General features: G+C 52.8%; 23 protein-coding genes, 2 tRNA genes and 2 pseudogenes. 9 read left to right on the forward strand and 18 right to left on the reverse strand.

Annotated elements, in window-relative coordinates; translation table 11 throughout:
* Position 1: 1 nt before the first annotated feature.
* Together panB and IEX72_RS00755 are read left to right on the forward strand one after the other, a co-directional pair.
* The gene (gene panB / locus IEX72_RS00750; protein ID WP_188785461.1) at positions 2-811 is read left to right on the forward strand and encodes a 3-methyl-2-oxobutanoate hydroxymethyltransferase; all 810 of its coding nucleotides are present in this window, start codon (positions 2-4) and stop codon (positions 809-811) included.
* 234 nt (positions 812-1,045) lie between these two features.
* Entirely contained in the window at positions 1,046-2,224 is a 1,179-nt protein-coding gene (locus tag IEX72_RS00755) for a tyrosine-type recombinase/integrase (protein ID WP_188785463.1), read from the forward strand.
* A 242-nt stretch (positions 2,225-2,466) separates the two neighbouring features.
* On the opposite strand, the gene IEX72_RS15480 is transcribed toward IEX72_RS00755, so the two are convergent.
* From IEX72_RS15480 to IEX72_RS00770, 4 genes are all read right to left on the reverse strand, one after another.
* Complete coding sequence (locus IEX72_RS15480) at positions 2,467-2,859, reverse strand: DUF2085 domain-containing protein (RefSeq protein ID WP_188785466.1); 393 nt, start codon at positions 2,857-2,859, stop codon at positions 2,467-2,469.
* Positions 2,846-3,625, reverse strand: a complete 780-nt coding sequence (locus IEX72_RS00765; protein WP_188785468.1) for a hypothetical protein — start codon at positions 3,623-3,625, stop codon at positions 2,846-2,848. The genes IEX72_RS15480 and IEX72_RS00765 overlap by 14 nt, the downstream gene beginning before the upstream one ends.
* A 402-nt stretch (positions 3,626-4,027) precedes the next feature.
* Positions 4,028-4,156, reverse strand: a complete 129-nt coding sequence (locus IEX72_RS15335; RefSeq protein ID WP_268238867.1) for a hypothetical protein — start codon at positions 4,154-4,156, stop codon at positions 4,028-4,030.
* Entirely contained in the window at positions 4,156-4,671 is a 516-nt protein-coding gene (locus tag IEX72_RS00770; RefSeq protein ID WP_188785471.1) for an SWIM zinc finger family protein, read from the reverse strand. The genes IEX72_RS15335 and IEX72_RS00770 overlap by 1 nt, the downstream gene beginning before the upstream one ends.
* Positions 4,672-4,839: 168 nt before the next feature.
* Between IEX72_RS00770 and IEX72_RS00775 the strand changes: the two genes are divergently transcribed.
* Complete coding sequence (locus IEX72_RS00775) at positions 4,840-5,067, forward strand: hypothetical protein (protein WP_188785473.1); 228 nt, start codon at positions 4,840-4,842, stop codon at positions 5,065-5,067.
* A 204-nt stretch (positions 5,068-5,271) separates the two neighbouring features.
* On the opposite strand, the gene IEX72_RS00780 is transcribed toward IEX72_RS00775, so the two are convergent.
* The 6 genes from IEX72_RS00780 to IEX72_RS00805 all read right to left on the reverse strand — a co-directional run bounded on the left by IEX72_RS00780 (position 5,272) and on the right by IEX72_RS00805 (position 11,486).
* Positions 5,272-5,922, reverse strand: a complete 651-nt coding sequence (locus IEX72_RS00780) for a hypothetical protein (RefSeq protein WP_188785475.1) — start codon at positions 5,920-5,922, stop codon at positions 5,272-5,274.
* On the reverse strand, positions 5,919-6,347 hold the full coding sequence (locus IEX72_RS00785; RefSeq protein ID WP_188785477.1) for a DUF6884 domain-containing protein: 429 nt from the start codon (positions 6,345-6,347) through the stop codon (positions 5,919-5,921). Before IEX72_RS00785 ends, IEX72_RS00780 begins: the two co-directional genes overlap by 4 nt.
* Positions 6,344-6,946 (reverse strand): transcriptional regulator, encoded by a 603-nt coding sequence (locus IEX72_RS00790; protein WP_188785479.1) that lies wholly within the window; start codon positions 6,944-6,946, stop codon positions 6,344-6,346. Before IEX72_RS00790 ends, IEX72_RS00785 begins: the two co-directional genes overlap by 4 nt.
* Before the next feature lie 530 nt (positions 6,947-7,476).
* A complete protein-coding gene (locus IEX72_RS00795) occupies positions 7,477-8,631 on the reverse strand; it encodes a restriction endonuclease (protein ID WP_188785481.1) in 1,155 nt (384 codons plus the stop codon).
* Positions 8,632-8,704: 73 nt separating this feature from the next.
* Positions 8,705-9,160: an HNH endonuclease gene (locus IEX72_RS00800; RefSeq protein ID WP_229663684.1), complete on the reverse strand. Its 456-nt coding sequence runs from the start codon at positions 9,158-9,160 to the stop codon at positions 8,705-8,707.
* A 475-nt stretch (positions 9,161-9,635) separates the two neighbouring features.
* Positions 9,636-11,486 carry a helix-turn-helix domain-containing protein gene (locus IEX72_RS00805; protein ID WP_188785485.1) on the reverse strand — a complete coding sequence of 617 codons (1,851 nt, stop codon included), beginning with the start codon at positions 11,484-11,486 and terminating at the stop codon, positions 9,636-9,638.
* Positions 11,487-12,110: 624 nt separating this feature from the next.
* Here IEX72_RS00805 and IEX72_RS00810 point away from each other — a divergent pair.
* Positions 12,111-12,181, forward strand: a tRNA-Gly gene (locus IEX72_RS00810).
* Positions 12,182-12,572: 391 nt separating this feature from the next.
* On the opposite strand, the gene IEX72_RS00815 is transcribed toward IEX72_RS00810, so the two are convergent.
* From IEX72_RS00815 to IEX72_RS00825, 3 genes are all read right to left on the reverse strand, one after another.
* The gene (locus IEX72_RS00815; protein WP_188785712.1) at positions 12,573-13,388 is read right to left on the reverse strand and encodes an IS5 family transposase; all 816 of its coding nucleotides are present in this window, start codon (positions 13,386-13,388) and stop codon (positions 12,573-12,575) included.
* 417 nt (positions 13,389-13,805) lie between these two features.
* Entirely contained in the window at positions 13,806-14,288 is a 483-nt protein-coding gene (locus tag IEX72_RS00820; protein WP_188785487.1) for a hypothetical protein, read from the reverse strand.
* Positions 14,289-14,290: 2 nt separating this feature from the next.
* On the reverse strand, positions 14,291-14,881 hold the full coding sequence (locus IEX72_RS00825; protein ID WP_188785489.1) for a DUF7342 family protein: 591 nt from the start codon (positions 14,879-14,881) through the stop codon (positions 14,291-14,293).
* A 491-nt stretch (positions 14,882-15,372) separates the two neighbouring features.
* On the opposite strand from IEX72_RS00825, the gene IEX72_RS00830 reads away from it, so the two are divergent.
* The gene (locus tag IEX72_RS00830) at positions 15,373-16,062 is read left to right on the forward strand and encodes a hypothetical protein (RefSeq protein WP_188785491.1); all 690 of its coding nucleotides are present in this window, start codon (positions 15,373-15,375) and stop codon (positions 16,060-16,062) included.
* Positions 16,063-16,485 carry a hypothetical protein gene (locus IEX72_RS00835; RefSeq protein ID WP_188785493.1) on the forward strand — a complete coding sequence of 141 codons (423 nt, stop codon included), beginning with the start codon at positions 16,063-16,065 and terminating at the stop codon, positions 16,483-16,485.
* 145 nt (positions 16,486-16,630) lie between these two features.
* On the opposite strand, the gene IEX72_RS15100 is transcribed toward IEX72_RS00835, so the two are convergent.
* The 5 genes and pseudogenes from IEX72_RS15100 to IEX72_RS00860 all read right to left on the reverse strand — a co-directional run bounded on the left by IEX72_RS15100 (position 16,631) and on the right by IEX72_RS00860 (position 21,965).
* On the reverse strand, positions 16,631-16,975 hold the full coding sequence (locus IEX72_RS15100) for a hypothetical protein (RefSeq protein WP_229663685.1): 345 nt from the start codon (positions 16,973-16,975) through the stop codon (positions 16,631-16,633).
* A 415-nt stretch (positions 16,976-17,390) separates the two neighbouring features.
* Positions 17,391-17,696: pseudogene (locus IEX72_RS00840) on the reverse strand (IS5/IS1182 family transposase); the annotation flags it as partial.
* Positions 17,697-18,441: 745 nt separating this feature from the next.
* Positions 18,442-20,139 carry a sensor histidine kinase gene (locus IEX72_RS00850; RefSeq protein WP_268238870.1) on the reverse strand — a complete coding sequence of 566 codons (1,698 nt, stop codon included), beginning with the start codon at positions 20,137-20,139 and terminating at the stop codon, positions 18,442-18,444.
* Between the two features lie 209 nt (positions 20,140-20,348).
* Positions 20,349-20,624 carry a hypothetical protein gene (locus tag IEX72_RS00855; RefSeq protein WP_188785501.1) on the reverse strand — a complete coding sequence of 92 codons (276 nt, stop codon included), beginning with the start codon at positions 20,622-20,624 and terminating at the stop codon, positions 20,349-20,351.
* A 375-nt stretch (positions 20,625-20,999) separates the two neighbouring features.
* On the reverse strand, positions 21,000-21,965 hold the full coding sequence (locus IEX72_RS00860; RefSeq protein WP_188785503.1) for a CPBP family intramembrane glutamic endopeptidase: 966 nt from the start codon (positions 21,963-21,965) through the stop codon (positions 21,000-21,002).
* A 258-nt stretch (positions 21,966-22,223) separates the two neighbouring features.
* On the opposite strand from IEX72_RS00860, the pseudogene IEX72_RS00865 reads away from it, so the two are divergent.
* The 3 genes and pseudogenes from IEX72_RS00865 to IEX72_RS00875 all read left to right on the forward strand — a co-directional run.
* A pseudogene (locus IEX72_RS00865) lies at positions 22,224-22,451 on the forward strand (IS5/IS1182 family transposase); the annotation flags it as partial.
* Between the two features lie 87 nt (positions 22,452-22,538).
* Positions 22,539-22,614 (forward strand) — tRNA-Gly (locus tag IEX72_RS00870).
* Positions 22,615-22,820: 206 nt separating this feature from the next.
* Positions 22,821-23,924 carry a tyrosine-type recombinase/integrase gene (locus IEX72_RS00875; protein WP_188785504.1) on the forward strand — a complete coding sequence of 368 codons (1,104 nt, stop codon included), beginning with the start codon at positions 22,821-22,823 and terminating at the stop codon, positions 23,922-23,924.
* The last annotated feature ends 432 nt before the right edge of the window (positions 23,925-24,356 follow it).

Here is a 24,356-nt window from a genome sequence, read left to right on the forward strand (position 1 = left end):
TATGCCGAGCGTCAGGGAGATCGTCGACCGCGACCCGGAAGCCGACCCGATCACGGTGCTGACGGCGTACGACACGCCGACGGCACGGATCGTTGACGACGCCGGGATCGATGTCGTCCTCGTGGGCGACAGCATCGGCGACGCGGTCCTGGGACACGGCTCCTCACTCCCGGTGGCGCTTGACACGATGGCGACGCACACCGCGGCTGTCGCCCGCGGCGTCGACGACGCCCTCGTGGTCGCGGACCTCCCGTTTCTCAGCTACGGAGTGAGCGAAGCCGAGAGCCTCCGGAACGCCGGGCGGATGCTGAAGGAAGCCGGCGCGGGTGCGGTGAAACTCGAGAGCGGGCCACACACCGTCGAGTTGACCCGGCGGCTGGTCGAACTCGGGATCCCGGTCCAGGCGCATCTCGGGTTGACGCCCCAGCACATCAACCGCGTGGGGCTGCAGCGTCAAGGCACCGACGAGGCGGCCGCCGCGGAGATTCTCGATCTCGCGGAAGCCCACGAGGAGGCTGGTGCGTTCTCGCTGATACTGGAGCACATCCCCGCCAACCTCGCGGCGTTGGTGACCGACGAACTCAACATCCCGACGATCGGGATCGGCGCGGGGCCGGAGACCGACGGCCAGGTGCTCGTCGTCAACGACGTCGTGGGACTCTCCGAGCACCCGCCCCCGTTCGCGACCGCGTTCGGGAACGTCCGGAAAGAGATGGTTGCGGCTGTCGAGACGTACCGCGACGAGGTCGTCGGAGGGTCGTTCCCGAGCGCCGACGAGACGCACGTCGAGGAGGGGCTGGAGTTGGAGTGAGCGACGATCCCCGGACCCGATTGCGGCCGTAGACGCGTCGCCGTCGCCGACTCCGAACGTTTTATACTCACAGAACGACCTCTCACGAGTGTGGCCACGAGCGCGCCAGTGGTCCAGTGGTAGGACAGTGGCTTCCCAAGCGCCGCGCCGCGATTCCAATGTCTGACGGCGCACAACGGCAATATACGCCATCTAAGGGGTGAACTCGTCGGTGAACAAACCCACAATAACACTATGTTCACCTACGACGACCAACCCGACGACGAAGACCACGATCCCACCGAAGATTTTGAAGGGCCACCTGTAGCCGGACCCACTCAAGACGAACTGGAACACTTCGCGCCCTTTCTCGCAGAAGACTACAAGGATTTCAAAGTAGACTTTATCGACTACCTCAACGACGTGGGGAAAGAGCCTGACGCAAACAAAGGATATTCCCGCCAGACGGTCAAGGGGACGCATTACCGCATCGAGCAGGTGTTCCGCTGGCTGTGGGACGAAGAAAAAGAATACACCAGCGACCTCACTCCAGAGCAAGCGACCGAGTTAGTCCGATTTGTTCACAACCGGACACCTCACCCTGATTCCGTCGCATACCACTACGTCAAATCAATCCGCCGACTGTTCGATTACTACCGTGACCGGCGACGAGAACACATCGAAGAATGGGAACACGATGTTGATCTGACGAATACGAACAGCGCCAAATCCAACCACCAGAAAGATCGGCTCCATCCCACCGAGTTTCGGGATATATACCAAGCGGCGCTGGAACACTCGTCGGTCAAGAGCTACAACAACAAGACGATGGGGCCGGAAGAGCGAGAACAGCTCAAGATCTTTGTGTCCCGTCGATTGGGTGTTCCGAAGGACGAGATCGGGCCTGAGGAGTTCAAGAAAGCAAGTTCTTGGAAAATTCCCTCTCTCATTGCCGTTACTTGCGATACCGGGCTTCGACCCATTGAGGTGAAGCGTGCGAAGGTGGATTGGTTCAATTTGGATCGTCAGAAGATGATTATCCCGAAGGACCAATCCTCGAAGAACAGTGAACGGTGGCGGTGTGCGCTCCAGAACCGGGCAGTAAGCGCGTTACGAAAATGGCTCGATGAACGCTCCTCGATGGAGAAATACCAAGGCACGGACGCACTATGGCTCACGAAGTACGGGGAAGGGTACGACTCCCACTCGCTCAACCCCATCCTGCAAGATCTGATGGAGAAAGCCGAAATCGACCAGCGTGGGCGGGATCTCTCGTGGTACTCAATTCGCCACGGAGTTGCTACTGTGTGGGCTGAGGATAAGGGGATCTACAAGGCGAAGAACCAAATGCGGCACAAGTCCATCGAGACGACGCTTCGCTACACTCGAAACTCCGGGGATACGCTAACAAAAGAGGTCAACTCGATCTGGTAACGTAGTAAAAAATCCCCCCGGCCAACTAAGGCAGAGGGGTTGGGCTTGCTCTCTGATATTGCTTTGCCGACATAAAATCCGATAACGCTCCGGTGGAACACCGACAGAAGGTACTCGAACGGATGGGATAGACCCGCCATTTCTTTTATATACCAACTTCTGATTTGAAACTCTTACCTCTTCGCAGTATCACGGTTTTCGCAACATAGCATATGAGCGGAATTATTTAAAAGACCAATACATCAAAACTGGCTGTGAACCCACAATATACTTCCTTTAATCATAAGAACGATACCGATACCAAGTAGAAGTCCAGTGAGAATGCGTAATAGATTCGTACTCTCACGATCACCGACTAATTGTGTAACGCCATCGATTCCACCGGGTAAAATAAGCAAACCTCCTAAGAAAGAGGTTAATCTCGGGCTAAGTGGAAAGGTCCAGAGTAACGAGATAAGAACGGTAAGGAGTCCTGCTGTGTACATCCCCGTACAGCGCGCGCACAATCCGAAGTATCGGCCTTGGTAGCACAGTGATCGGTCTGGACGAGAGTGACACAGTGGATATGGTCGGAGTAACCTGTTCGAGAGACGGAAGATCACAGTCAACGGCTTCTGTACGCTAAAATCGCGCATCACATTCTACACAGTTATTATTAGCCTGATGATTGTGCCAACCGCATTCTGTGCATTCTTTTGTATTTGATGAAGGTTCGTTCTTCCTCCTCGGCCGTCTTTCCCTACCCGGTTTTTGACCCACAGCTGCTCGCCCACGTTTTGTAATAAGGGGCCAACCTACAGCTATGAGGAGAATAGAACCACTTATCATAAGATTTCCTTGCGCAAGGAACCAAACTCCCAGCAAGAGTCCCCCAAGCAATGACGAAATGTAAGTGGCTACAGCCAATATATCCCTACTTACTCCAAATTTGAAATCCTCGTCAGAGTCTTCAGTTAGACTACTAACTTCTTCCTTAGCAGTGCCTGAGTTCTCATTATGATCCGCAGTTTTAGCCGCTTGGGAGTCTGGATTATCATCAGGAAGTTCCAATTCCTCTCCACAATCATAGCAAAAATTGTTTTCTACAGGATTCTCCCATCCGCAGTTATGACAAGTTATCTCTCTGTCTGAAGTTGAAGTAGTATTGATTGTTTGTGACTGATTTGATTTTGAATCATTGGTTTTGTTCATAAACCATTGCGCTCCTGATTCAGTTAGGAGAATCCAGAATGGGGAAGCAATCACAATCCCAATTACAACGAATACTACAAAATTGCTATTCGGGACCAATAATAAACTCCCAACACCACCAATTGTGAAAAAAACCACAATAATTATCCAAGATACTACTGGATTATTATCGGCAGTTAGACCTCCTTTATCGCTGTTATTATTATCCATTTATAACCTATTTAATTACGTTTTTCTACTGTTATTCACTACTATTTACTTAAAGTCGTATCCACAATCACCGCAATGATCGGCACTTCTGGGATTCTCTATTCCACAATTAGGACAGACACGCTTAGTCCCTGATTCATTATCCGTAGTAACCGTCATCTGTTGTTGTTGTTGTTGCTGTGAACAACAGCAACCTACAACTCCAGTTCCCAAGAGACCTAATATTGCTGTCGTGCTTCCAATTAACTCAACGTACACAATAGACTGGAATTATCATTACCGTATTGGTTGTTATAATTACTGGTAAAGGGATTTCACTTGATTAGTAATAGGTAGTACACAAGTGCAGTTCGGGTGAAATTCTGACAGAAGTCGCGTCGAGATCACGATGAGTGGGCAGTATTAGTCTTCACTTACCTCCTCAATTCGACGCTCAATAGCTTGCTCATAGATACGGTCGGGATCGGGTTCTTCTTCCGGCTCGTTGTCGCCAATATCCCCGGGGTGTGCAGGGTCGCGTTCAAGCGCCATTATTGCTCCTCCGACGATTGGTAGCACGGGAAGCACGGGAGTGAATCACCGTTCGGTCCCGGACACATCTCCGACCCATTCAGACATTCCTCACGTTTCTCCGCATTGAGGCGGTTGGATTCCCCACCGTCTGCTCGAAGTTTCTCCGACAGCGTCGATGTGTTCGAGTGGTCGGTGTCTACGCTCTCGGTCTGGAACTCTACGGACGCTTCGAGAACGACGGGACCGCCGATAGTCCCGAGAGCTACCTTGTGCTTGCAGTCGTATTCCTCGTTGTACTGGTCGGCAGGACACTCGCACTCAGCCGGCGTAAGCAGCCCCTCACGGTCTTCGACACCAACGAGGTAGCTATGCTCATCTTTCTCCACGCCGTACGATGCGTTGGTCACACGGACGAGGTGCGGCGCTTCAATAGAGAACTCGAACGCTTCCCACGTTGCCCGCTTCGAGGTTTTGGTTCCGAAGTTCAGTTCTTCGACGATGCTCTTATCAGCCGTAGTGTCGTTATCTGACATTGCTTCGTAGCCCACGAAGCACGGTCGGTGTACCAGCACCGGCCATTTCTGCGATGGCAACACCGCGCTTCGTACTCAGTAGTCTATCGGCCACCCACTTAATAGTTAGCATATTTGCTAACATAAGCAAATGTAAGAACCTTTTCCGCTTGGGCGTAAACGTACTGTATGGCGAAAACACGGGCGCTCCTTACGGAAACCGAACGAGAACAAATCGCCGGAGAACACGGAGATGATCGAAGGTACCAAGCTGTATCTCGAATCCGTGGTCGAATCAACGACGAGCTAACCAGCGACGTGGCGATACTGCAAGAGCATCATCCCGATCTCTACGATGAGCTTCGAGAGGTGGTGTGTAAGCCCGACGGGAACACAGCATCGAGCGGAAGAGAATGATCCGGTGACTATGTGCAGAAATCCCAACCAGTTAGAACATTAATCGGCGCAGGCGAGCGTATAATAGGTAGCTTGCTCTGCGAATTTTTTGGCTGAGAATCAGGTTTTTCTCACGTTGTCTTTAGGTGAATCAACCGTGAAACCCTGCGTGGATATTCAGCAGTCAGCGAATCCGACGCTGGATTCTTTCAGCCTTGTGGATACTCACGCCCCTTCATCATTCAGCAATTGCTCTGGATAGAGGTCGGAAACTAAGCCGATAATCTGATATTCAAGTTGTTCAAGCGGAACCTCGAAGTCGTGGTAGAGGCCAGTGTCCTCTTGCTGCCACGCCTTCGTCCAGAAGTACGTCTGTTGTCGGAGGTGTCGCCCCTCGTCAAAGAGCTGGTCAGCCCACTTCTCGTACTTCTGCTTCTGGTTCTTGTCGTGGTTGAAGATGATAGCGCTGAGATTACCGATGTGGTAGTAGTGGCCGTCTCCCCATCGGGCAAACTTACCAGTACTGCTCCCTCGAAGACCACGTAGATTTGCGCTCAGTCCCTCACCGTCTCGTCCGTACTTGCCAGCCTTCCCGACGTAAAGGGGGATGACATTCCCGTCCTCCAGCCAGTACATCAAATAAATCAAGCCGTCATAGCTGTCATCAGAGGTCGAAAAATCGTTGATGACCTTTCGGCCCTCCTCTCGAACGAGCGATTCCATCTCCTCGCTTCGTTTCAAGATTCGTCTGTCGTCTTTCCCGTAGTTCTTGTACTCGACAGTCAGATCCTTGTCAGTCTCGAAGAGCGGGATGGGATTCTCTGTGTCAACGTAGCGGTCAGTCCACTCCTGCCAGATTTCCTCTTTCGTGGTCATACTCGCTCCGTGTACCACGCCTTCTTTTCACCGATGTATAGGCCCTCTGTGGGAATCTCGATGGTGACACCACTGTCTTCGATGAGAGGTAAGAGTTCCCCGTAGTAGTCCTTGCCAGCGTGTAGCACAAGCGTAGTCTCCTCGGTGAGCAGTCGTTCGTTGTCTAACTGCTCGGCAACCTTCTCGGACCACTCCCGCTTCTTTGCCACGCTTAAGCCAGTGAGCGTCTCGTTGTATGGTTCGATAGGCTCACCGTCTGGGTCAAGGAGGCCGTGCTTGGCTGAAAGAATCCACCAGTCGTCGTGATGTTGCTCTGCATAGGAGCGCATCTTCTCGAAGTAGTCGGGGGTGTAGAGATTCTTCGGCGTGGCTGGCTCGTCTCGCTTGGTCTTGACGCAACTGACGAGGCCGATTTCTCGGGTCATTCGATTATTTCCCATGTTATGACGGCTCCCTGCTGATGAACTGGATGACGCAATCCATCGAAGTGAGCCACGTTCCTCGTCTCAACCTCAAAGTCATACCAGTAGTCTACATCGAGAGCGAACTTTTCTGCGACAGCTTCGGGACTCATCCGTTCGTAGGACTCATCCACCGGCTCGTAGTAGAGGCCGAGCAGTCCACCAGTTTCCTCAAACCTTGCTTCGTAGAGTTTCTGCGAGTCTGTGAGGAGAGTAGAGGTTGTCTCTTCTGGGAATGGGCTGAACACTTTCGCAAAACTATTCGGGTCGATGTTGCCGTTGTCGTAGCGGAAGCGGAGGAGTTTCGCCTCAACCGGAATCGCTGCTTCCTCGCTCTCGATGAAGAGGTCAACACGTTGTCCTCCATCAAGATATGGTGCTTCTGTCTCGATGGAGTAGCTGGTGCCGCCTTCGACGGCGTCTCGGAGCATCTCGACTTGCTTGTTCTCCTCGAAGGGACCGATACCCGCCTGCCATCGGGTATGATCGGCTTTGCTATCGACAGTGGGAACTGCTGAGGCTAAGTCGTCTGCCAGTTGCTCCAGTATTTTGGATGGATTCATATCAGGTTCAATATGATCGGTCGTTAAGAAACCTTGACCATACCTACTGAAGAGTTCGATATATAGATTCTCTGTACTGAGCGATTTCGGTTTGATGTGGGAAGTCTTCTATGATACCAATCCTACGTTTTACTGCATAGAGGGGGATTGAGAACTACTGTCCACTCAACGAGTTTGTTTACTGGTATTAGTTGTGTGATTTTGTTCCCACAACAATTCAGGGACTAAAACCCCCTCTATGAACTGAATCTATTGCGGGTTACATTAGGATCAGTTGACCGTTGGAGAGTTTCCTGCAGAGACGTTTTCCCCTCTATGATTTGGTCCTCCTTTTCCGAGGTCTTCCCTTATAATACTATACTCTGCCTTCCGAAACTACTGGCAGAAAACTATTCGAGAGTATCATCTCGACCTCTACGACGAGCTTTGAGAGGTAGTGTGTGAGTCCGAAGAGAACCAGCATCGAGCGGGGGAGAGTGAACAGAAGACTCGATGAACTATTGGAACAAACTCCCCTGTCAAAAACAAGTTCACACGCTATTATTGATCTCTTTGACGACCTGATCATTCAACCGTGGACCATCGGTGAGGTCTGTCTGGACGAGCATATCAACAATATCGCCACCAGCAAACAGCCGTATTGGATAGGTCGAGAGGCTCTCTTGCTGGGCAGCGTCCGTGTAATGGGACATAGTAAAGAATAGGCCAATTTCACCATCACCAACTCGGGAAGCAAGACGACTCAGTTCCCGACCACCAACCGATCCTTTTTTGTTTTTGACCTGTGCTTTGAATTTGAGCTTGGTTTTATTTCCGCCAAGTGTCACGTCCGGGAGCAAGTTTGTTTGACCAATAATGTCCACACCTTTGTCTCCGCTTGAGGGCGTTCGACGAACCTGAGTCATATTGTCCATACTTTCGAGCAAACGCTCGATCAGCATCTCCAGCTTTTGACCACGCTCTTTGGAGGTTCCGTCAAGTCGGGTTCGTATATCCTCGTGGAGCGGCTCTAAGCGGGTATCTGGCTGTTGGTTAGCCTTCGAGCGGATCTGCTCGTTGTAGATTGAATATCGACGGACTGTTCCTGTATCCACCCAGTGATCCCACGCGTCAGGTCCACCAACATCATATCCAGTTCGGCTCTTGCGATGAATCCATTCAAGATCGACTGTGTCAGTGTCAAGAATTTCGAGGTCAATCCGGTAGTTGACAACCGTTTCACCCTCATCTCTATGGCGGGTGATACTCAGATCATCAATGACACAGCATCCTTTGAACGTTACCCAACCAACACGTTCTTTCTGAAACAACAATACCGGGGGCGCTTCGTCCCGATTATTCTGAGCGTAAGTGGAGCAATACTGCTCTTTCACAAGTCGGTTGCCACGACGGCTGAGTGGGTCCGGTCCATCACCAGCTTTCGAGTCACCCCAGTAATAGGCAATGCCGTCTTCGAGATTGATTATATCCTCCCAAGGATCGTGTGAAGTAGAGCTTGTGCTTGAGGAGTACAGTACAATAAGCTCACAAGCATCAGTTTGTGGATTGCGAAGCGCCTCAATACCACGATAGCTAACTCCACCATCGAGTGGTGCGTTTAACCACCCACGATATTCATTGGTGGAGAGATCTGTAGAGTTCCGGTATTCTTCCCCGACGACGTACTGGTCGCCGTACTGTCCCATAGGATTTCCAGAGTGTCGCGGCCAGATAATTATAGCGCCGTAAGTGTGGGAGTCTCTGGTAAGAGCGCGCTTGCTAACTGAGTTTGCCACCTTCGCCTTTGGCTTTTGCGTACTGCATTATCCCGACAAACACAGAGGAACATATAAAAAATAAAACAGCAATGATTCTCTGACCGGAGGCAACAAATATGAGCGTTAGAACAGTTACACCCAACATCAATATAACAGGGTATTTTCCTGCAACCAGAACTGACAGGTATGCAAAATTTTCCACAAACTCACTCTTCCCTGAAAATTTTGATTTGGCAGTAGGAGCGTCAGTGCCTGTATGAACCGCGTTGTGACACTCCTCACATAACGTAATTAGGTTAGATTTCTTATTTGAACCACCATCCTTGAGAGGAACGATGTGGTGCACGTGTAGTTCTACATCATCGGTGTATGAACTTCTCTGACAATTTTGACAGGTGTTATTATCCTCCTCTCGTACCCTCTTAATACGACTCTGAGGAGGTCGGTTGTCTGCCACAACATAGTTCATATTACCAACTGATTAAGACCTTTGTGTAGCAATAGAATATTTACCAGCACAATTTACTTGTTTTGCTTACTGACTACGAGTAGTTACTGATCCTACGCTCTGTACTGATTAATTCCTGCTTGGTGTGGGAAATCTTCTATGACTACCTCGTGGATCAAAATACAAACAGAGTCTGAGAAGGCTGATCTCGAATTTCTTTCTGCGTTCCAATCGTACGTTTTTCTGCATTGAGGGGGATTGAGAGCTACAGTCCATCCAATGAAGTTTGATTTTCGGTGTTAGTTGTGTGGTTCTGTTCTCAGAACAATTCAGGAGCAAAAAGCCCACTCAATGAACTGTAACAGTCGAGATCTACATTAGGGGTCAGCTGTACTGTGTGGTTTCCTGCAAAAACAACTCTCCCCCTTAAGCAGATCTTCTTTCCGAACTCTCCCTATTGAGTATAATACCCTGCCTTCGGAAACTATTCCGAGAACTCAACGTGTCCGTACTCTCCTGCTTCTTCGAGACGAACATTTGAGAAGTGATACGCACCTCCTTGTCCTGCTGTTCGACTCGCAAGATAGCCGTGGTCAACAAGTGTCTTCAGATGTTCCCGAGCGGATCTTTTCGAAACATCCACTTGGTCTGCTACGTCGCTAACCTTCCACTCGCGAGTCTCCCAATCATCGAGACTCTGGATAGTTCCGATCACTTGGATCATCCCGTTCTTCTGGGTGATCCACGAATCAATATCCACGAGGCGCTTCTCTGGTTCTACCCACTTCGGAAGTGCTGATGTGTGGACATACACCGTAGCGCCCTTTTCCCCATTACATTCCTCACGACCGAAGCGCATCACCGCCTGTAGCACCTCGTTGTGAATCTTCGCTTCCATCACGCGGTTCCCGAAGAATCCGTAATCCGTATCCTCACCTTCAGTTCCCTCTTTTCGTTTGGCGGAGTAACCAGCCAACGCACTCCACTTCTCGATAACACCATCACCGGGGTGTGGGTTCCCGAGGATAACACCAGACCGTAGCGTTCCGAAGCTGTTGATCCCCTTCAGACCGCCGTAGTTCTCCATTTTCGATACCAGCGACTTAATGCCGTGATTTTTGTACTGTTTGAGGGCCTCCTTCGAGGAAATCACCCCAGGCTTTTGCCCCTCAATGTCGCCCACCTTTTCGACAAATGGAATATCGACAGTTGGAGCGACACCTTCTCCGCTTTGATATGCGTTCCAATTCTCGGTAGTCTGTACGATGCTGAGTTCGAGAACTTCTTCCAAGTACTTCTGACGCTGATCGTGGGCAAAGAGAGCCAGGTGGTTGACCTCTGTTCCCAGTACGAGTTCCCAGAGTTCGGTGACTGGTGTTCCATCAAGAGCTACGACGCTCTCAGCGTTCTCGAAGTCAGGTGGTAGCAGGAACGACCATTCGTGTTCGGTGTTTCGAGCGGCCACCTTACCATCACCGAGATCAGCGTGTTGCCACCGGTTTTCGAGACGTTCCTTCTCCAGATTCGCCATTGTCATTAGGGGAGCGAGAGCGTGGGCTGCGGAGGCGGGACTCTGGAGTACGTGAGTGGAATCGTAGGGCTGCCAGAGGTCGTCCTTCCACGCCTCAACCTCCATTGGAAAATCCGATCCCCGCGTAAGTAGATCGTCATAGTCGTGAAATGGAAGTTGGTCTTCTTCTCGAAGGTAAGCCGTTACAGCTGGTGCAACTTTACCTGTGTACTCCTGCACGAACGCATCACCGGGAAATTCGTCAATGGCTACGTATCGATCATCAGTCCAGTCGTCTTGGTATGCGTGCAGGTAGTGACCAAGAAGAACATCGTAATCCTCCACCTCAATGCTGAGTTTCTGGATGAACGGACACTGACTGTCGTGCTGACAAGGGAGATCCTCTCCGTACAATCTGCTCGCCTCTTCGTGTATCTTCTCTCCCTTGAGGCCCTGCCGATACCTCGCAAGGAGTTTCTCGGTGAGTTCGTCTGCTGGTCGTCCTTTCTTATCGAGTGATACGCTCTTACAGTCTCGATGGAACGATGGGAGTCGGGTTACTGAAAGATCGAGGTCACCTTGTTTACACCACCCTTCATACTCGTCCAAGAGGTCGTGATGTGGGCCGAAGACTGTGAGCTGATTTCCTGTCTCTGCCGCCCACGAAAGAACCCCGTAGCTCTTTCCCGAAGCAGGAAGCGCCTCGATGAGTGTGATCTCCGGGGAGGAGAATCCACGGCGAATTATTTCGGTCACACGGCCACGAATCGATTCTTTGTTTGGTTCAGATGATACTACGGTCGAAGTAGATGGGTCTACGGACATTATTGGCGAAGGCTCTCAGGGGTGACTGAACCTCGCTCGATGCTGTGAAACGCCGAGAATACAGCGACAGTCGTACCTGTCAGATGGAGTCTCCCGCGAGAATCTGCCTTCACTCTAAAGACAACGTCCAGCGGGATATAAGTACCGAAACCGGGAGACAGCGTCGGGTTCTTTTGTGAAATGGAGATCTTCGAGGGTTGAACCCCGGGGGTTGCGTCCCGAGATCTGTTTGTGTAGCAATTCGTCCGAAATCTGTGGTGTTGAGTTCCCCGAAACTGGGAGTATGGAGAGGTAGGAATCGTTCTACATCAGGTCTAAGAATTGCTTCCGGCCCTCTCGCTCTTGTTCCTTAGAACGGGCATCATAGTGCTTGTTCAACACTTCGACGGAACCATCTCGTGTTTGAGGAACGCTAAGAGTCGAGGGTTGAGGTCTACACTTCAAGCAGAATAAACAGGTAGTTAAAATCACATCCTTGATAAATTTCAACGGTTGCGTGTAGTGTTATTATGGATGCTTTGAGGATCATTCCGTTACACTCCGAATGTTTTATATCAGCCAACCAGTGTTATTGATATGTAGCCGACGAGTACCCCTGAAAGGGGATAATGTTGCCTACGGCAAGCGCCAGTGGTCCAGTGGTAGGACAGTGGCTTCCCAAGCCACTAGCCCGGGTTCAATTCCCGGCTGGCGCATCCCTATCCTTTCGCTGTCCTGCGGTTTTGGCCTGTGACGAGACAACGATGACGCCACAACGCCAGGCCACACGAATCAGGACGAACCGCCGACCCCGACGTTGTCGGGCGATTAGTGCTGTTGGTGCGCCACCCCGATTCGCACGAACGAAGAAAGTACAGGCCAGCCGAACACAGCCTGCCTTGTTGAGCGCAAGACAGCGACGGGGGAGGGTCGATTGTTTGTAGTCTCTGGCTGTCAGAGACGCGATCTTGCAGTCAGAAGATGCAGTAGCGGTCACTCACGGCGGTTGTCGAAGGGTCAAGACTATGCTATCTTGCTTCGTTGTGTCAGTGACGGCGGCGATGCCTCTCCCGGATACGTCCGGAGAAAGGGAGCAGGCGGCGAGGCCTAACTCGCCGCCTGCGTCAGGTTATGGACGATGCACTTCCGAGTCAGCTCCCGGAACTGGCCGTGCCAGGTTCGGGAGCGGAGCTTCTCGCCGTCGTCTTCCTTCAACTGGGAGAACCCCGTCTCACTCATCCAGCGTTGGTTGTAATCCTCGTTCATTCGGGCGTTGTGGGCCTTCTGCAACAGTGTTTGTTCCCTGTGCTTGATCAGTGGTCGCATTGAGTTGGAGCGACACTCCTCACGAAGCTCGCCCCACGAGCAGTTCGCGTCAGCAGACAATACACGCAGGTCTTCCGCCGGAACGCGGAAGACCTGCATCCCGATGTGGCCGTCCCACGCCTTCTGTGTCGTGAAATGAACGTCTTTGGTCGCTAGGGAGTTCACGTCGATCAAGATTGTTGTCTTCATCGACTGCAACGAGTAGTTCGCACGGTCACGGTAGTGATAGCTGGTCTGATCACGCTGGAAGCCACTTGCATCGATTGCGGCTTCACCACTCCAGCCCGCCTGCTCCGCCGACGCGCGGAGCAGGCGGCGGAGTTCACGCATCCGATACTCGTCTTCCCACCGGCAGACCGAACTGTAGTGTGGTGCCTCGTCAAGATCAAACACGGCGAGGATACCAGGCATCTCGTCGAGGTAATCCTCAGTTTCACGAAGACTCTTCTCCAACTCAACGCGGAACAAAATCAACGCGATCTGTGTCCACTTGGCGTACCCGTCCGCGCCGTCCGGCGCGGCGGGTACGTCAGGGTCATCTACGTGCTGTTTGGCAAGATCTCGACACAGCATCGCTAGCCGTCTGAGCGATCCAATATCGCCAGACGGCGTCCAATTCCTGGTTAGCTTGACGGAATCTTCCTGTGAGATCGTCTGAAACTACAGTCAGCCAGCGGCAAAACAAGGCAAGTCTATCAGGTGTATATCGCAATGTACCGTGCTCGTAACGAGATTGGGGCTCAACTATCGCCCCCGAAAGCTCGTCCCAAACTATTCCGTACTCTCATTATGGATTCCCCAGTCGCGGCGGAGTATAAGTTTCCCGAGGTCCTCAGTGAGGCGGCTGTACGCGGAATACGAGATGCCGAGATGGCCCTTCCGTACCGATCGAAAGCTGAAATCTGCTACCGATTCCTGGTTCCCGAGTCCCACCTCGATATCAGCGATGCAGAGTCGGTGTGACTGCGTCGCAGCCGAAGTGCTATAGTCAAACTGACTAACATAAACTGGTTCCTATGGTGGATTTTGGCCTGCGTTCAACGGTTCGTATGAGTTGGTATGGTACGCAACTCGCCAGAGTTTGAGCACAGCACGTATGACGAGGTCCGGGGGAGCCTGTGTGATACAGGATGCTTCGACCTCGTCAGGTTCCGAACTCGCATCCGGTGGCGGATGATAGTGTTCGAGTCTCGGGACGTGAATGTAGTCTCCCCCGTGTGGGTGCTTTCCCCACCGGAAGTCCACTCCTTGGTCGTCCGTATAGTGGAATTTATACTCGCCCTGTGTCGTCCACTGGACATCGATTCGAGCTGTCTTGGCCTCGCAAAGCCCGTCTTCAAGCGTAAGTTCGAGAACGGACGGATTGAGGTAATCGTCGAGTTCAGCCGTCGCCAGCGGCTCCATTGTCTCAACGATATCGCGGAGTCTGAGCAGCGCCGCTCGATCTGTCGCTCCACGAAGCGTGTGGGCTTCCGATCGGTCAGGCGACCCGGTCATTTTCAGACCGGAACCGTGTCGTCAGCAGAGCGATGATCGTCATTGACAAACTGTTCTGCATTACCGATTGAGAGAGCCGCGTTCGCAAACGCGAGGTTTCGACGTAGCGTCTTCCATTCACGAATCGTTTCCGGATCAATCGTTTGCTGGGTGGATTTAGATGCTGCAAGCGCCTGATTCGCCTGCTCGACGGCCAACTCTTCCGGAGAGTCGACGCCAAACTCGGACTGGTATTCGGAGAGTTGCTCACGCATCTCATGAATTCGCGTGACGAGTTCGTCAGTCGAGACGTGCTCAAGAATGTCGGCCGCCTGCTCAACGACAAGCGATTCGGACGACCGGCGGTACTGTGTCCCGCCGTGTTCTCCGGGGACTGTCTCGACGAACCCCTCATCAACGAGTGCTTTCAGGTGCTTTCGAGCCGTTTTCGGGGCCGTCCGCGCATCCTCAGCGACAGCATCTGTCGAGACAGGCTCATATGTGTGCGCGATAACCCGTCGAATCCGCTCGTACGGCGTTGTTTCGGCTTCCCACTGGGCCCCGACTGCCTCATTGATGTCCGCAAACTCCTCTGGCTGTTCTTGATCACTCATACCTGTATCCAAAGTTTAGAGGAATATAATAATTTGGTACAGTCCTATGTTACGTTGTATAAAAAAGAGGGTACGGCGACTCTTGGTAACTGAGTTCTTTTTGAACTGACCGACTTAGGACTAGCTGTTGAGTTCTGAGCATCTGTACGTACCCTAGATAGCCTCGCAGCACGCCCGACCGGGAATTATGCGTGTCTGCACACGGTGCTCCGTATGGGACGTTCTACACTTAGTCAGTCACTCACGCCGGCCCTGGTTGCGTGGCGCGAGCTGGTGTCTGATGGGCCGACAGGGGCCGGGGTTGATTTCTCCGATACAAATCGGACACGAGTGTGTCAGTGTCGGTGTGGCGCGTTTCTCGAAGACCCGACTCCGGAGACGTTTCGAGCGTTGTGGTCTGAAGACGCGTTGGCCAGTTACTGGGCTCCGAGTGCTGCTGTTCTGCTTGGTGCTGACTCCGCCATCGATTCGCTACCGCTGTCTATTCGGAGATGACGACTGCCGATGAGTTCGATTCAACGTGGGTTGACCGCCTCGCTGGCTCCGGGACTGCGTGGGGCGTGTACGAGTTGTACGCCCGACTGCAAGGTGGAGTTGATCCGATCCCGACGCTTGAGGCGAAATCGGCTCTGAAATCACTCGGCTATACCGATGTCGACACGCCGGCCACAGTCACGACTGCGGTCAGGGATTTCACTGACGAGTACGGGTCAGTCGTCGGACACGCATCAGCAGACACCGCGTGCGAACTCCTTATGTATGCTGAAATCGATGAATTCTTTAGCCTCATACAAACTACCAACCAGGATACGATCACTGTGCAGGTGACGGGACCGTACGCGGCGTTGTTCCGCCCGCTTATCGGGCACCGCGTCCGCAACGACACTGCGGAACCGGTCGAATGGCAGGGTGTGGATGCTCTCATCGACGCACACGTCGAGGCCCGTGATTCGGGAGCGTACGATGATCTGGAAACCTCGCACTGGGGTGGGACTTACATCGAATCGTGGAAGTGGCAGTTCGCGGAGTACTTCGCGGATGTCATCCGGGCAGAGTTCGAGTTGACAGCGTTGACCGCGGCGGATATCCCCCGATTCTTCGAAGCGATCGAAGACCCAGACGCGGAGTTCGATGCCGTCTCGAACGTCCCAGCAAAAATGATGGGTGGGCAATGCCATTGATTGACGTGGCAGGACATCGTCGCCTATTGCCACGACAACCCCGACGAGGCCGCGGCGGTCCTCAGCGACCTGTACAACGAAGAGATCTCCGTTGTCGACCGTCTTAACGAGTTCTATGAATTCTTCCGCCACCTCACGACACGAGAGGAAAACGACCGGCCGCCCGGCTCACTACTCCGTGCTGCGACAGCTCTGTCACTGTACGCGTTCCCAGACCGGCACATCACGTTCCAATACCGGCGGATGAATAACTTCTTCAGCGAGTACTCAACGCTTGACAGCCTCGACACGGGATTCAACGCTCGGCAGTACCACGAAGTTGCCGTCGCGTGCCGAGACCTGCTCTCGAAAATCAAAGACCGGACTGGAGACGCAACAATGATCGACGTACAGACGCTCATCTACATCGCAGACGACACGTGACCAACCCGGTGACTCCACCAAAACTCTACTTTTTTGGAATGTGATGCACCGTGGGGCAGCATCAAACCGAGCGATACAACACCTCTGGTCAGTAAGATCAGGACATAGACCTGCTTGAGTGTGGTAGTCTTTGGTGAGATGCAGCTCACTCTGCGTTGATCTGTTCAGTTGAATCTCCGCCTGTTGGGGGCTGTAACTCCACTGTATGATTCGTATGCCGAGCGTGCACCTTCGCCCACCGGCGAGCAGGCCGCTCTTCAAGATACTGATCGCCATCCGGACACTGCCGACAATCTACTGTCCACGGCGTCACGTCATCGGGAAAATGACCCGTATGCCGTTCGTGATCAAGTGCGAACTGTTCGACAGCCTGGTTACCAGCGTACAGTTCCTCAAGCTCGAAGTCGAGGTCCCACTCACGGCCACACCGTGTACACGTGACAGTGGGAACGCCGCTCTCCAGCGTGTCTGCAGATGGGTCATCGGTCATACATCCGAAATACCACCCCAGCCCCTTCTGCGCTGTCCTTGCGACGGTCGCCGCAGCATCTCGTAGCTGCTTTGACCGAACGGATCGCTCGTGGAACACCTCAAAAGTACTCGTGAATCGAATGATTCGGTGTACGTGAGGGCCGTCCAAACACAAGCAGCGAGTACGACTCTAAATCGACTTCGCCAGTGACTGCTGTGATCACGTCTTGAGAGATCACTTCCAGCGATACTGTCGTCATCGTCATCGAACTGAGGTGAATGGCCGTCGCAAATCTGTCGGATTATGCAGTTACGATTTCCTGCTCTGTTGGATAGATGCTGAAGCACGGTTAGAGCGGTTCACAGAGCGGTTCTATGTTGGTGATGGCGAACATCAGGACAATTTCACGGAACTGCCGATACCAGCCGAGCGCTCGCACGGCGTAGCGCAGCAGCGCCCGCCACACCCACATTTTCAGCCGGTCGAACGACTTGTAGATCGTGCTGTAGTCCGGCAAATCGTCCCGATCTAAGCCGAGTGCATCACGAATCTCGGCCATATACTTCAACCGATTCGGCGTTTCACGGTAGCTGTGGCCTTCTTCGAGCCGAAAACAGTGCAGAACAACGTGCACCCAGCGGGCGAACCCGCCGTTGGCGGGCTCGCCCGCGTGCTTCCCCAACGCTTGTTTAGCTAGGTCACGACACCGCTCAACGAAGTCGAGGAGATCGATCTCCATAGGACAGAATCGAATTCCTCGGCTTCATCCTTCTAAACCCGTGATATTGGCTGGTTAGACCGCTATTCAACAGAGCACAATTATCTATTTCCTCTTCCTTACTGTCGGGCTGTTTACTCCGCAACCACTAGATGACCGTGATGGAGACGTGTGGGACACAAGACCTGCTGCACTTCAGCCAATTTCTCTACTCCCACCGGTTTATTTTCGGAATGTCAGATTCGTTGGGAATAAGTCGATTTTCCCCGGGATCCTCATTGTGGCGCTCATGATAGCTATTTTTTCGAACTCTGATGTAGTTTCGGCACTACCTCTCTCGGTTGGACTTGCGATTGTCGGTATTGCTCTGTTTCAATTGATGCGAGTATGGCGATACTTCATTGCAGACCAATCATACCAACAGAAGTCACCGCAGGACGCGGTACAGTTTGCGTTTGCTCCAGTTAGTGAGGTGCTATTCATCATCTTCTACGCATTTATTCCAGTCACGTTTGTGATCGTGGGGGGTGTAATGGTCACAGATATTGACTTTCCCCCACGGACTGTGTTGCTGTTGGTATATCTCGTGCCAATAGGAGCGATTCGAGCGTGGATGAGGAGTTTAGATCCTCAGACAGACGATCTTGAATTAGCATTCTCCCCGGCTTGAAATGCGAGGGTTCCAAAGCGTTGGAATATAATTACTGACACCTACTGAAAGCTGAAAACGATTAACGCCGATCGATGAGTACGGGGTATCAAGCGGTCAGTTTCCGGTCTCGATGTCGGTGATCTCAAAGCGTGCGCCGCCGTCGTCACTGTCAGAGACCGAGATGGACCACCCGTGAGCGTCGACGACTTCTTCAACAATAGAGAGCCCGAATCCGGTGCCGTCCGGGTTGGTCGTATAGCCGTGGTCGAAGATTTCGTCACAGTCGTCCGCGGGAACGCCGTCGCCGTTGTCTTCGATAAAGAAGCTGATAAATGACTTGTCATCTTTGTTCGCTGTCTCGCTGGGGATGACGCCGGTGCGGATGGTGAGTGGCGGCTCGTTATGTTCTTTGGCGTTACGAAAGAGATTTTCAAAAATATGCATCAGACGGTCTCGATCCGCTTCGACCGTCACACTCTCGGGAACCTGCATATCAAGCTCCGTCCCATTTTGTTGGATCTTGTCCCAACTGTCCGCGGCAACACTGGCAAGTGATACTGGCTCTGTCTCATCGATGCTCTGTCCGGCACGGGACAACTCAAGCAGATCCGTCATAATATTCTCCATCCGCACTGCTGACCGCTCGATTGCATCTATATCATCCTGATCGTTCGTCGTTCCGTCTAAAAGTCGTACACGACCGATGATTACCCCGAGCGGATTCCGAAGGTCGTGAGAGACCACTGAAGCAAATCGATTGAGCTGTTCGTTCTGCAGAGCAAGCTCACTCTTGCGCTCCTCACGTGCTGTTACTTCACGCATAAGCAGTTGTGTACCAAGTTGGTCAGCCACCGGGCCACTGATTGGTGAGATGGTCAGATCAAAATGGCGTGGAGTTCCATCCGATGAGAGCGTGAGTTCGTCTTCGCCGTGTTGAATTGCGGTCGCAACGGCTGGGGCAATCTCCGCTATCTTGTCGCCGATGTCGCTGCCAGAGATATCGAGTAATGTTTCAGCTGCTGGGTTGTAATCCACGAGCCTTGCTGTTGCATCAATAGCGATGTATGGATCAGCCAAGTCTTCAATGGCTTCGTCTCGCGCCAGGGGAGTCACATCAGCAAGTTGCAACCGTTGAGCTGCGAATACGAATGACAGCGCTGGGAATATGATGCCAAATGCTGTGTGGTCATACGTCGGGACAAGCCCAAGTCTGAGTCTTGAGAGAACAAATGGGGTCAAACCCAAGAGAAAACCCGTGACAATTAGTATCAGTGCCGAACTGGGTCTGTGTCGGGATTTGAGGTACAGCTCGATGAAGTAATAGTATGACACAAGAAAGGCAGAAAGAATGATCAGAACTGCCGCGAACCACATTATTTCGTATGAAATCATAATATGTGCAAACGGTTCCGTGTAGAAAGTGACTGACTGCCAGTATAAATTGTGGAACTGGGCCGTCAACACGAAAGGAGAGACGATAATTGCCGCAATGGTCACCGCTCTCACAGTGTTATTTTGCCGCCAATTCCGTCCAGTAAATTTAGCGGTAAAGGCGACCAAGGGAATTGCAGAAAACATCGGTATTGTCCCCCAGATTGACCTGAGTGTGAGGAGTAGAGAACCAGTAGGAGCAACAACGAGGAAAACCGAAACAATCGACCATATAGTATTGCTGAGTGCGTAGACACCGTAGAGACGACGGGCGCGCATATCGGTTTGGAACACGATCCAGTAGCCTACGGTAAGAGACACCAGTGCTGTGAGCACATGACCCAGAATATACGCTAATTGGGTAGTCCCACCCGTGGACATAACAAATTCTACTGTAATAACCACATATATAATCTGGCAACAGGATGGACGAAAGTGGCTGGAGCTATCGCATACTGAGTGCTGACTTCGCTCTCTGTATTCAGCCGACTGGTTCTGACGGAGTCTCAATAGAACATCACGCGACACAGGGTGTCATAGAATCGGTCACAGTCTCATCGCGCTTCATACCTAGTGTCCGGGCCAGGCGGTCAAACGTATGGGAAGAGGACTATCAGTAGAAGCGCTATCACACCAACAGCAAGCATCGCTGCGATTAGCAGGCTCGTGAGAGAACTCATCTGTTCGTCGGGGATACCTTCCGGTTCAAACACCCCTGTGAGTATGCTACCGCCAAAGCACGCTAACATAACAGCCGGAATCCCCATACCCAGCGAGATAACCAGCCCTGACTCGGTAAGGGCAGTCTGCCCCATCCAGAGACTCATCAGAAGCATTGACAAACCAAAGCCTACGCGACGATTCATATCTGAGAGATTGGCTAACAACGGTCAAAATAGCGATTATAATTGAAACGACTATTTGCATAAAATCCTCGTCGGGACACTCCATTCGGAAGGTGAGACGAACTACGTGTGATGCTTTCTATGACACGCTCTAGACAGAGCTTGAGTTACGTCACAAGCGAGTACGAGTGGCAGCCTGGTGATCACCCGCCGGGGTACCCACACGTGCGGCGTGTTGATTGGAAGGATACGGTTTCCCGAGATGAGTTCACCACCTCAACAAAGAATACGCTTGGCAGCACGCTGACTGTGTTTTCACTCGCGGGAGACGCTATTCAAGCGTGTAAGCCACTGAGGAAGACCTGACTCGCCTGTACTGTGAAGTGCCGAGAGCGGTCAGGAACGTTCGACGATGCGCCGGTAGGCATCGTTGACCGACAACCCCGTGCGCCCGGTGAAACGTGCCCACCACAGTACAAGCGCAACAAGGAGAGCACCCGGCAGCAAAATCAGTAGTGTATCGAGGGTTCCGGCCACCGCTCGCTCGGCCACAAATAGCTTTGGATACGGGCTGGTAGGCTTTCCGACGACCAGTGTAAGCCAAGCGTTCGATGCAAAGTGGATCCCGATCGGGAGCGCAAGGCTTCCCGTAGCCACATATGCCGTCACAAAGTACGACACGGAGATAACTGCCTGTAGTGCCCCAAACACTGGATTCGTAAACTCGGCTGCGACACCGAACGCGTGCGGAACTCCGAACGCGAGCGCACTCAGTATAATTGCACCGGCCAGTGCACCTGTGCGTGAGACGCTCCGTGCAACAAGTCCCTCTGCGGCGTTCCGAATCAGTAAACTCCGGAACACGAATTCTTCCCATACTGCGGTCACCAATATGCCGAACAGACTCACGCCAGTGATGAGAGCGAGCGACGACGGCCCCGTCGTAACGCCTCTGACCGCCGTGTCGGTGACTGTGAGCCCGCCTGTTCCGGCCCAGATGACGGTGACAGCAAGTTGGAAAATGAGTCCTAATCCAATGCCGGCAGCGAGGTCACGGACCCAGACGACGTTGATACCGAACCCAACACCCGACACAGACCGGTTTCCGAGTCTGACTGCAACCACAACAGTCACGACAAGTGCGGCGAGATATGGGAGTTTCAGTTCTGTGATGACAGGTTGAACGCCGGCAGCACTGAAGATTGTGTCTCCGACTATGACAAGTCCGATAAACACCGCCGCTGCGAATAGGATCCGCCAGGTTGCTCGAAGTCGCGTGTCGGTCTCCCCATACAGGACCTGCTCGACAGTCGTCCGTCTGTCTGTGGCTTGGGGTGCTTCCTCTCGATTCGTCGAGTCCATAGATCTTCCTACCCACTATACTGTAAAAAAGACACTCTGAACACACAGGGTTTCGACGTGCCGGAAGCAGATGCACACTCAGTTAGACCAGAGAGCGCAAAGTGCAGAGACTGCGTTGCGTAGCGTGGGAGACGGAGACTCAGCCAGCACGTATGACTCATACGCTTGGCTAGCTACTCATCTATGTCAGCGTACACCCGGCTCAATCCGCATTCAGGACAGACGAAAACGTGTGTAGCAAACTTCTCTTTGACCCCCATCGAGTACCTCGTTCATTACCGCGGCTCGTCGATGATGGCAACCGCAAATAACACTCTCATCCGGTCGAAGGGCTACACACAGCGGTGGATGTCAGAAACGTCCTACTCGACGGTCAAGCGAACCCAGGACTCCGCCCTGCGTTCGCGGTTCTGGTACCGCCAGTTCCGCGAGATCGTTCCCCTGTTCGCGCTCAACAACATCAAGAGGCTCTCCAAGACACTATGATCCGACTCCCGTACCGCATTTTCAATAGAGCACGCAAATCAGGGCTGAAACAGGCCAAAATCCGGGATATGGCGTAGGGATTCGGGGGTGGTGACGAATCCTGTCGTTCGGACCGACGGGGCTTCCCAAGCCACTAGCCCGGGTTCAATTCCCGGCTGGCGCATCCCTATCCTTTCGCCGTCCTGCGGTTTTGGCCTGTGACGAGCCAACGATGACGCCACAACGCTACGCCACAGGAATTCAGATGAACCGCCGACCCCGACGCAGTCGGGCGATTATCGCTATTGGCGCGCCACCCCGATTCGCACGAACGACGGGTGTACAAGCCGGGGAGAAGCAGCCGCACCCAGCAGGGGAGGTGATCGTTCAATGAGCGACCTCGACGAGGTTTCCCTCGTATTGTCCCCCACGGAGCGGTACCTGAATCCCAGACAACTACAGGATTACCGCGCCGAACGCAAAGCGTGTATCCAGTGGCTGCTCACATCCGGGAAGGATCCGGAGAAACACGACGGGTACGCACTCAGCACCGTGAAGACGCGTGCACGTCGGATGGATCAATTCTACCGGTGGGTGTGGGACCACGAAGGCGGGTACACCCTGAACGTGACGCCCGACCACGCGGACGAGTGGATGACGCACTTAGCACAGCAGGACGAAAGCGGTGCGCACAAAGCCAACTGTCAGAAGGCGATCCAGTCGTTGTTCAAATGGCGGCACCACGAGCGGGGAGCCGCGGAGTGGGAACCATCGATCACGTTCTCCGGTCGGACCGCGTCACAACCACGTGAGTTCCTCACTCGTGATGAGCGCACACAGATTCGAGAAGCCGCGCTCGAATACGGGAGTATCCCGTCGTACTCGAATTTGTCTCCAGTTGAACGAGACCGGTGGCGAGCACATCTCGCACAACGATTTGAGAAATCGAAAGACGAGATCGGACCTAGTGATTGGGAGCGCGCTAACGGGTGGAAAATCCCGTCGCTTGTGTGGGCGAGTCTTGATGCAGGCTTGCGACCGGTGGAAATCGAGCGCGCCCGGCCTGCGTGGGTGGATGCTGACAACTGTGTGTTGCGCATCCCGATGGAGGACAGCGCAAAATCCTACGAGAATTGGACGGTCGGGTTGAAAGAACGAACAGCGACGATGCTGGAGCAATGGGTAGAAGAACGAGACGCGTACCCGATGTACGACGACAGCGAGTCGCTGTGGCTTACGCGTGAGGGGAACACCTACGGGTCAAGTGCGTTGAAGCACGTCCTGATGCGGCTCTGTGAGATCGCGGGGATCGACACGGAGCCGCGGCGACTGAGTTGGTACGCGTTGCGGCACTCCGTCGGCACGTATATGGTGCGCGAAGAGGATCTCGCGGCGGCACAATCGCAGCTCCGTCACAAATCGCCGCGGACAACGATGCGGTACGATCAGACTCCAGTCGAAGACAGACAAGACGCACTCGACAGGATGGGGTAACAAACTAAACCCGAGAGAGACCCATAGCAGACGTGCTACGGTAGTTACGTTCACGAATACACGGCTGAATTAGCCATTGGAACCTGCGTGAATACGGAGAAATCTGGTTGGCTTGTTAGTCAAACCACTCTTGATACTCATCGCAGCCGTCACATTCAGCCTGTGTTACCCACTCGTCACCGCGATCGTGATTCCAAGGCGGTACTTTCGTAATCTGAACTGAAAGAGCCCCACAGTCAGGGCACTCTGCTGGAGGTTTCCCTGCCATAGTCTTCATCGATCATTATATTCTATTTTCTATGTTAATATATAATAAAATTTTGCTTGGATTGGTGCCTAGATGATACTGAGAACATCATTTACTATATTCAGCAATTCGGTCCTATCAGATCTTGAGTAGAAGGCACTCCCGAGGTGAAACAGCGTTCGCCA

This window comes from Halobellus salinus (assembly GCF_014646875.1).
In the GTDB taxonomy this organism is placed as follows: Archaea; Halobacteriota; Halobacteria; order Halobacteriales; family Haloferacaceae; genus Haloquadratum; species Haloquadratum salinum.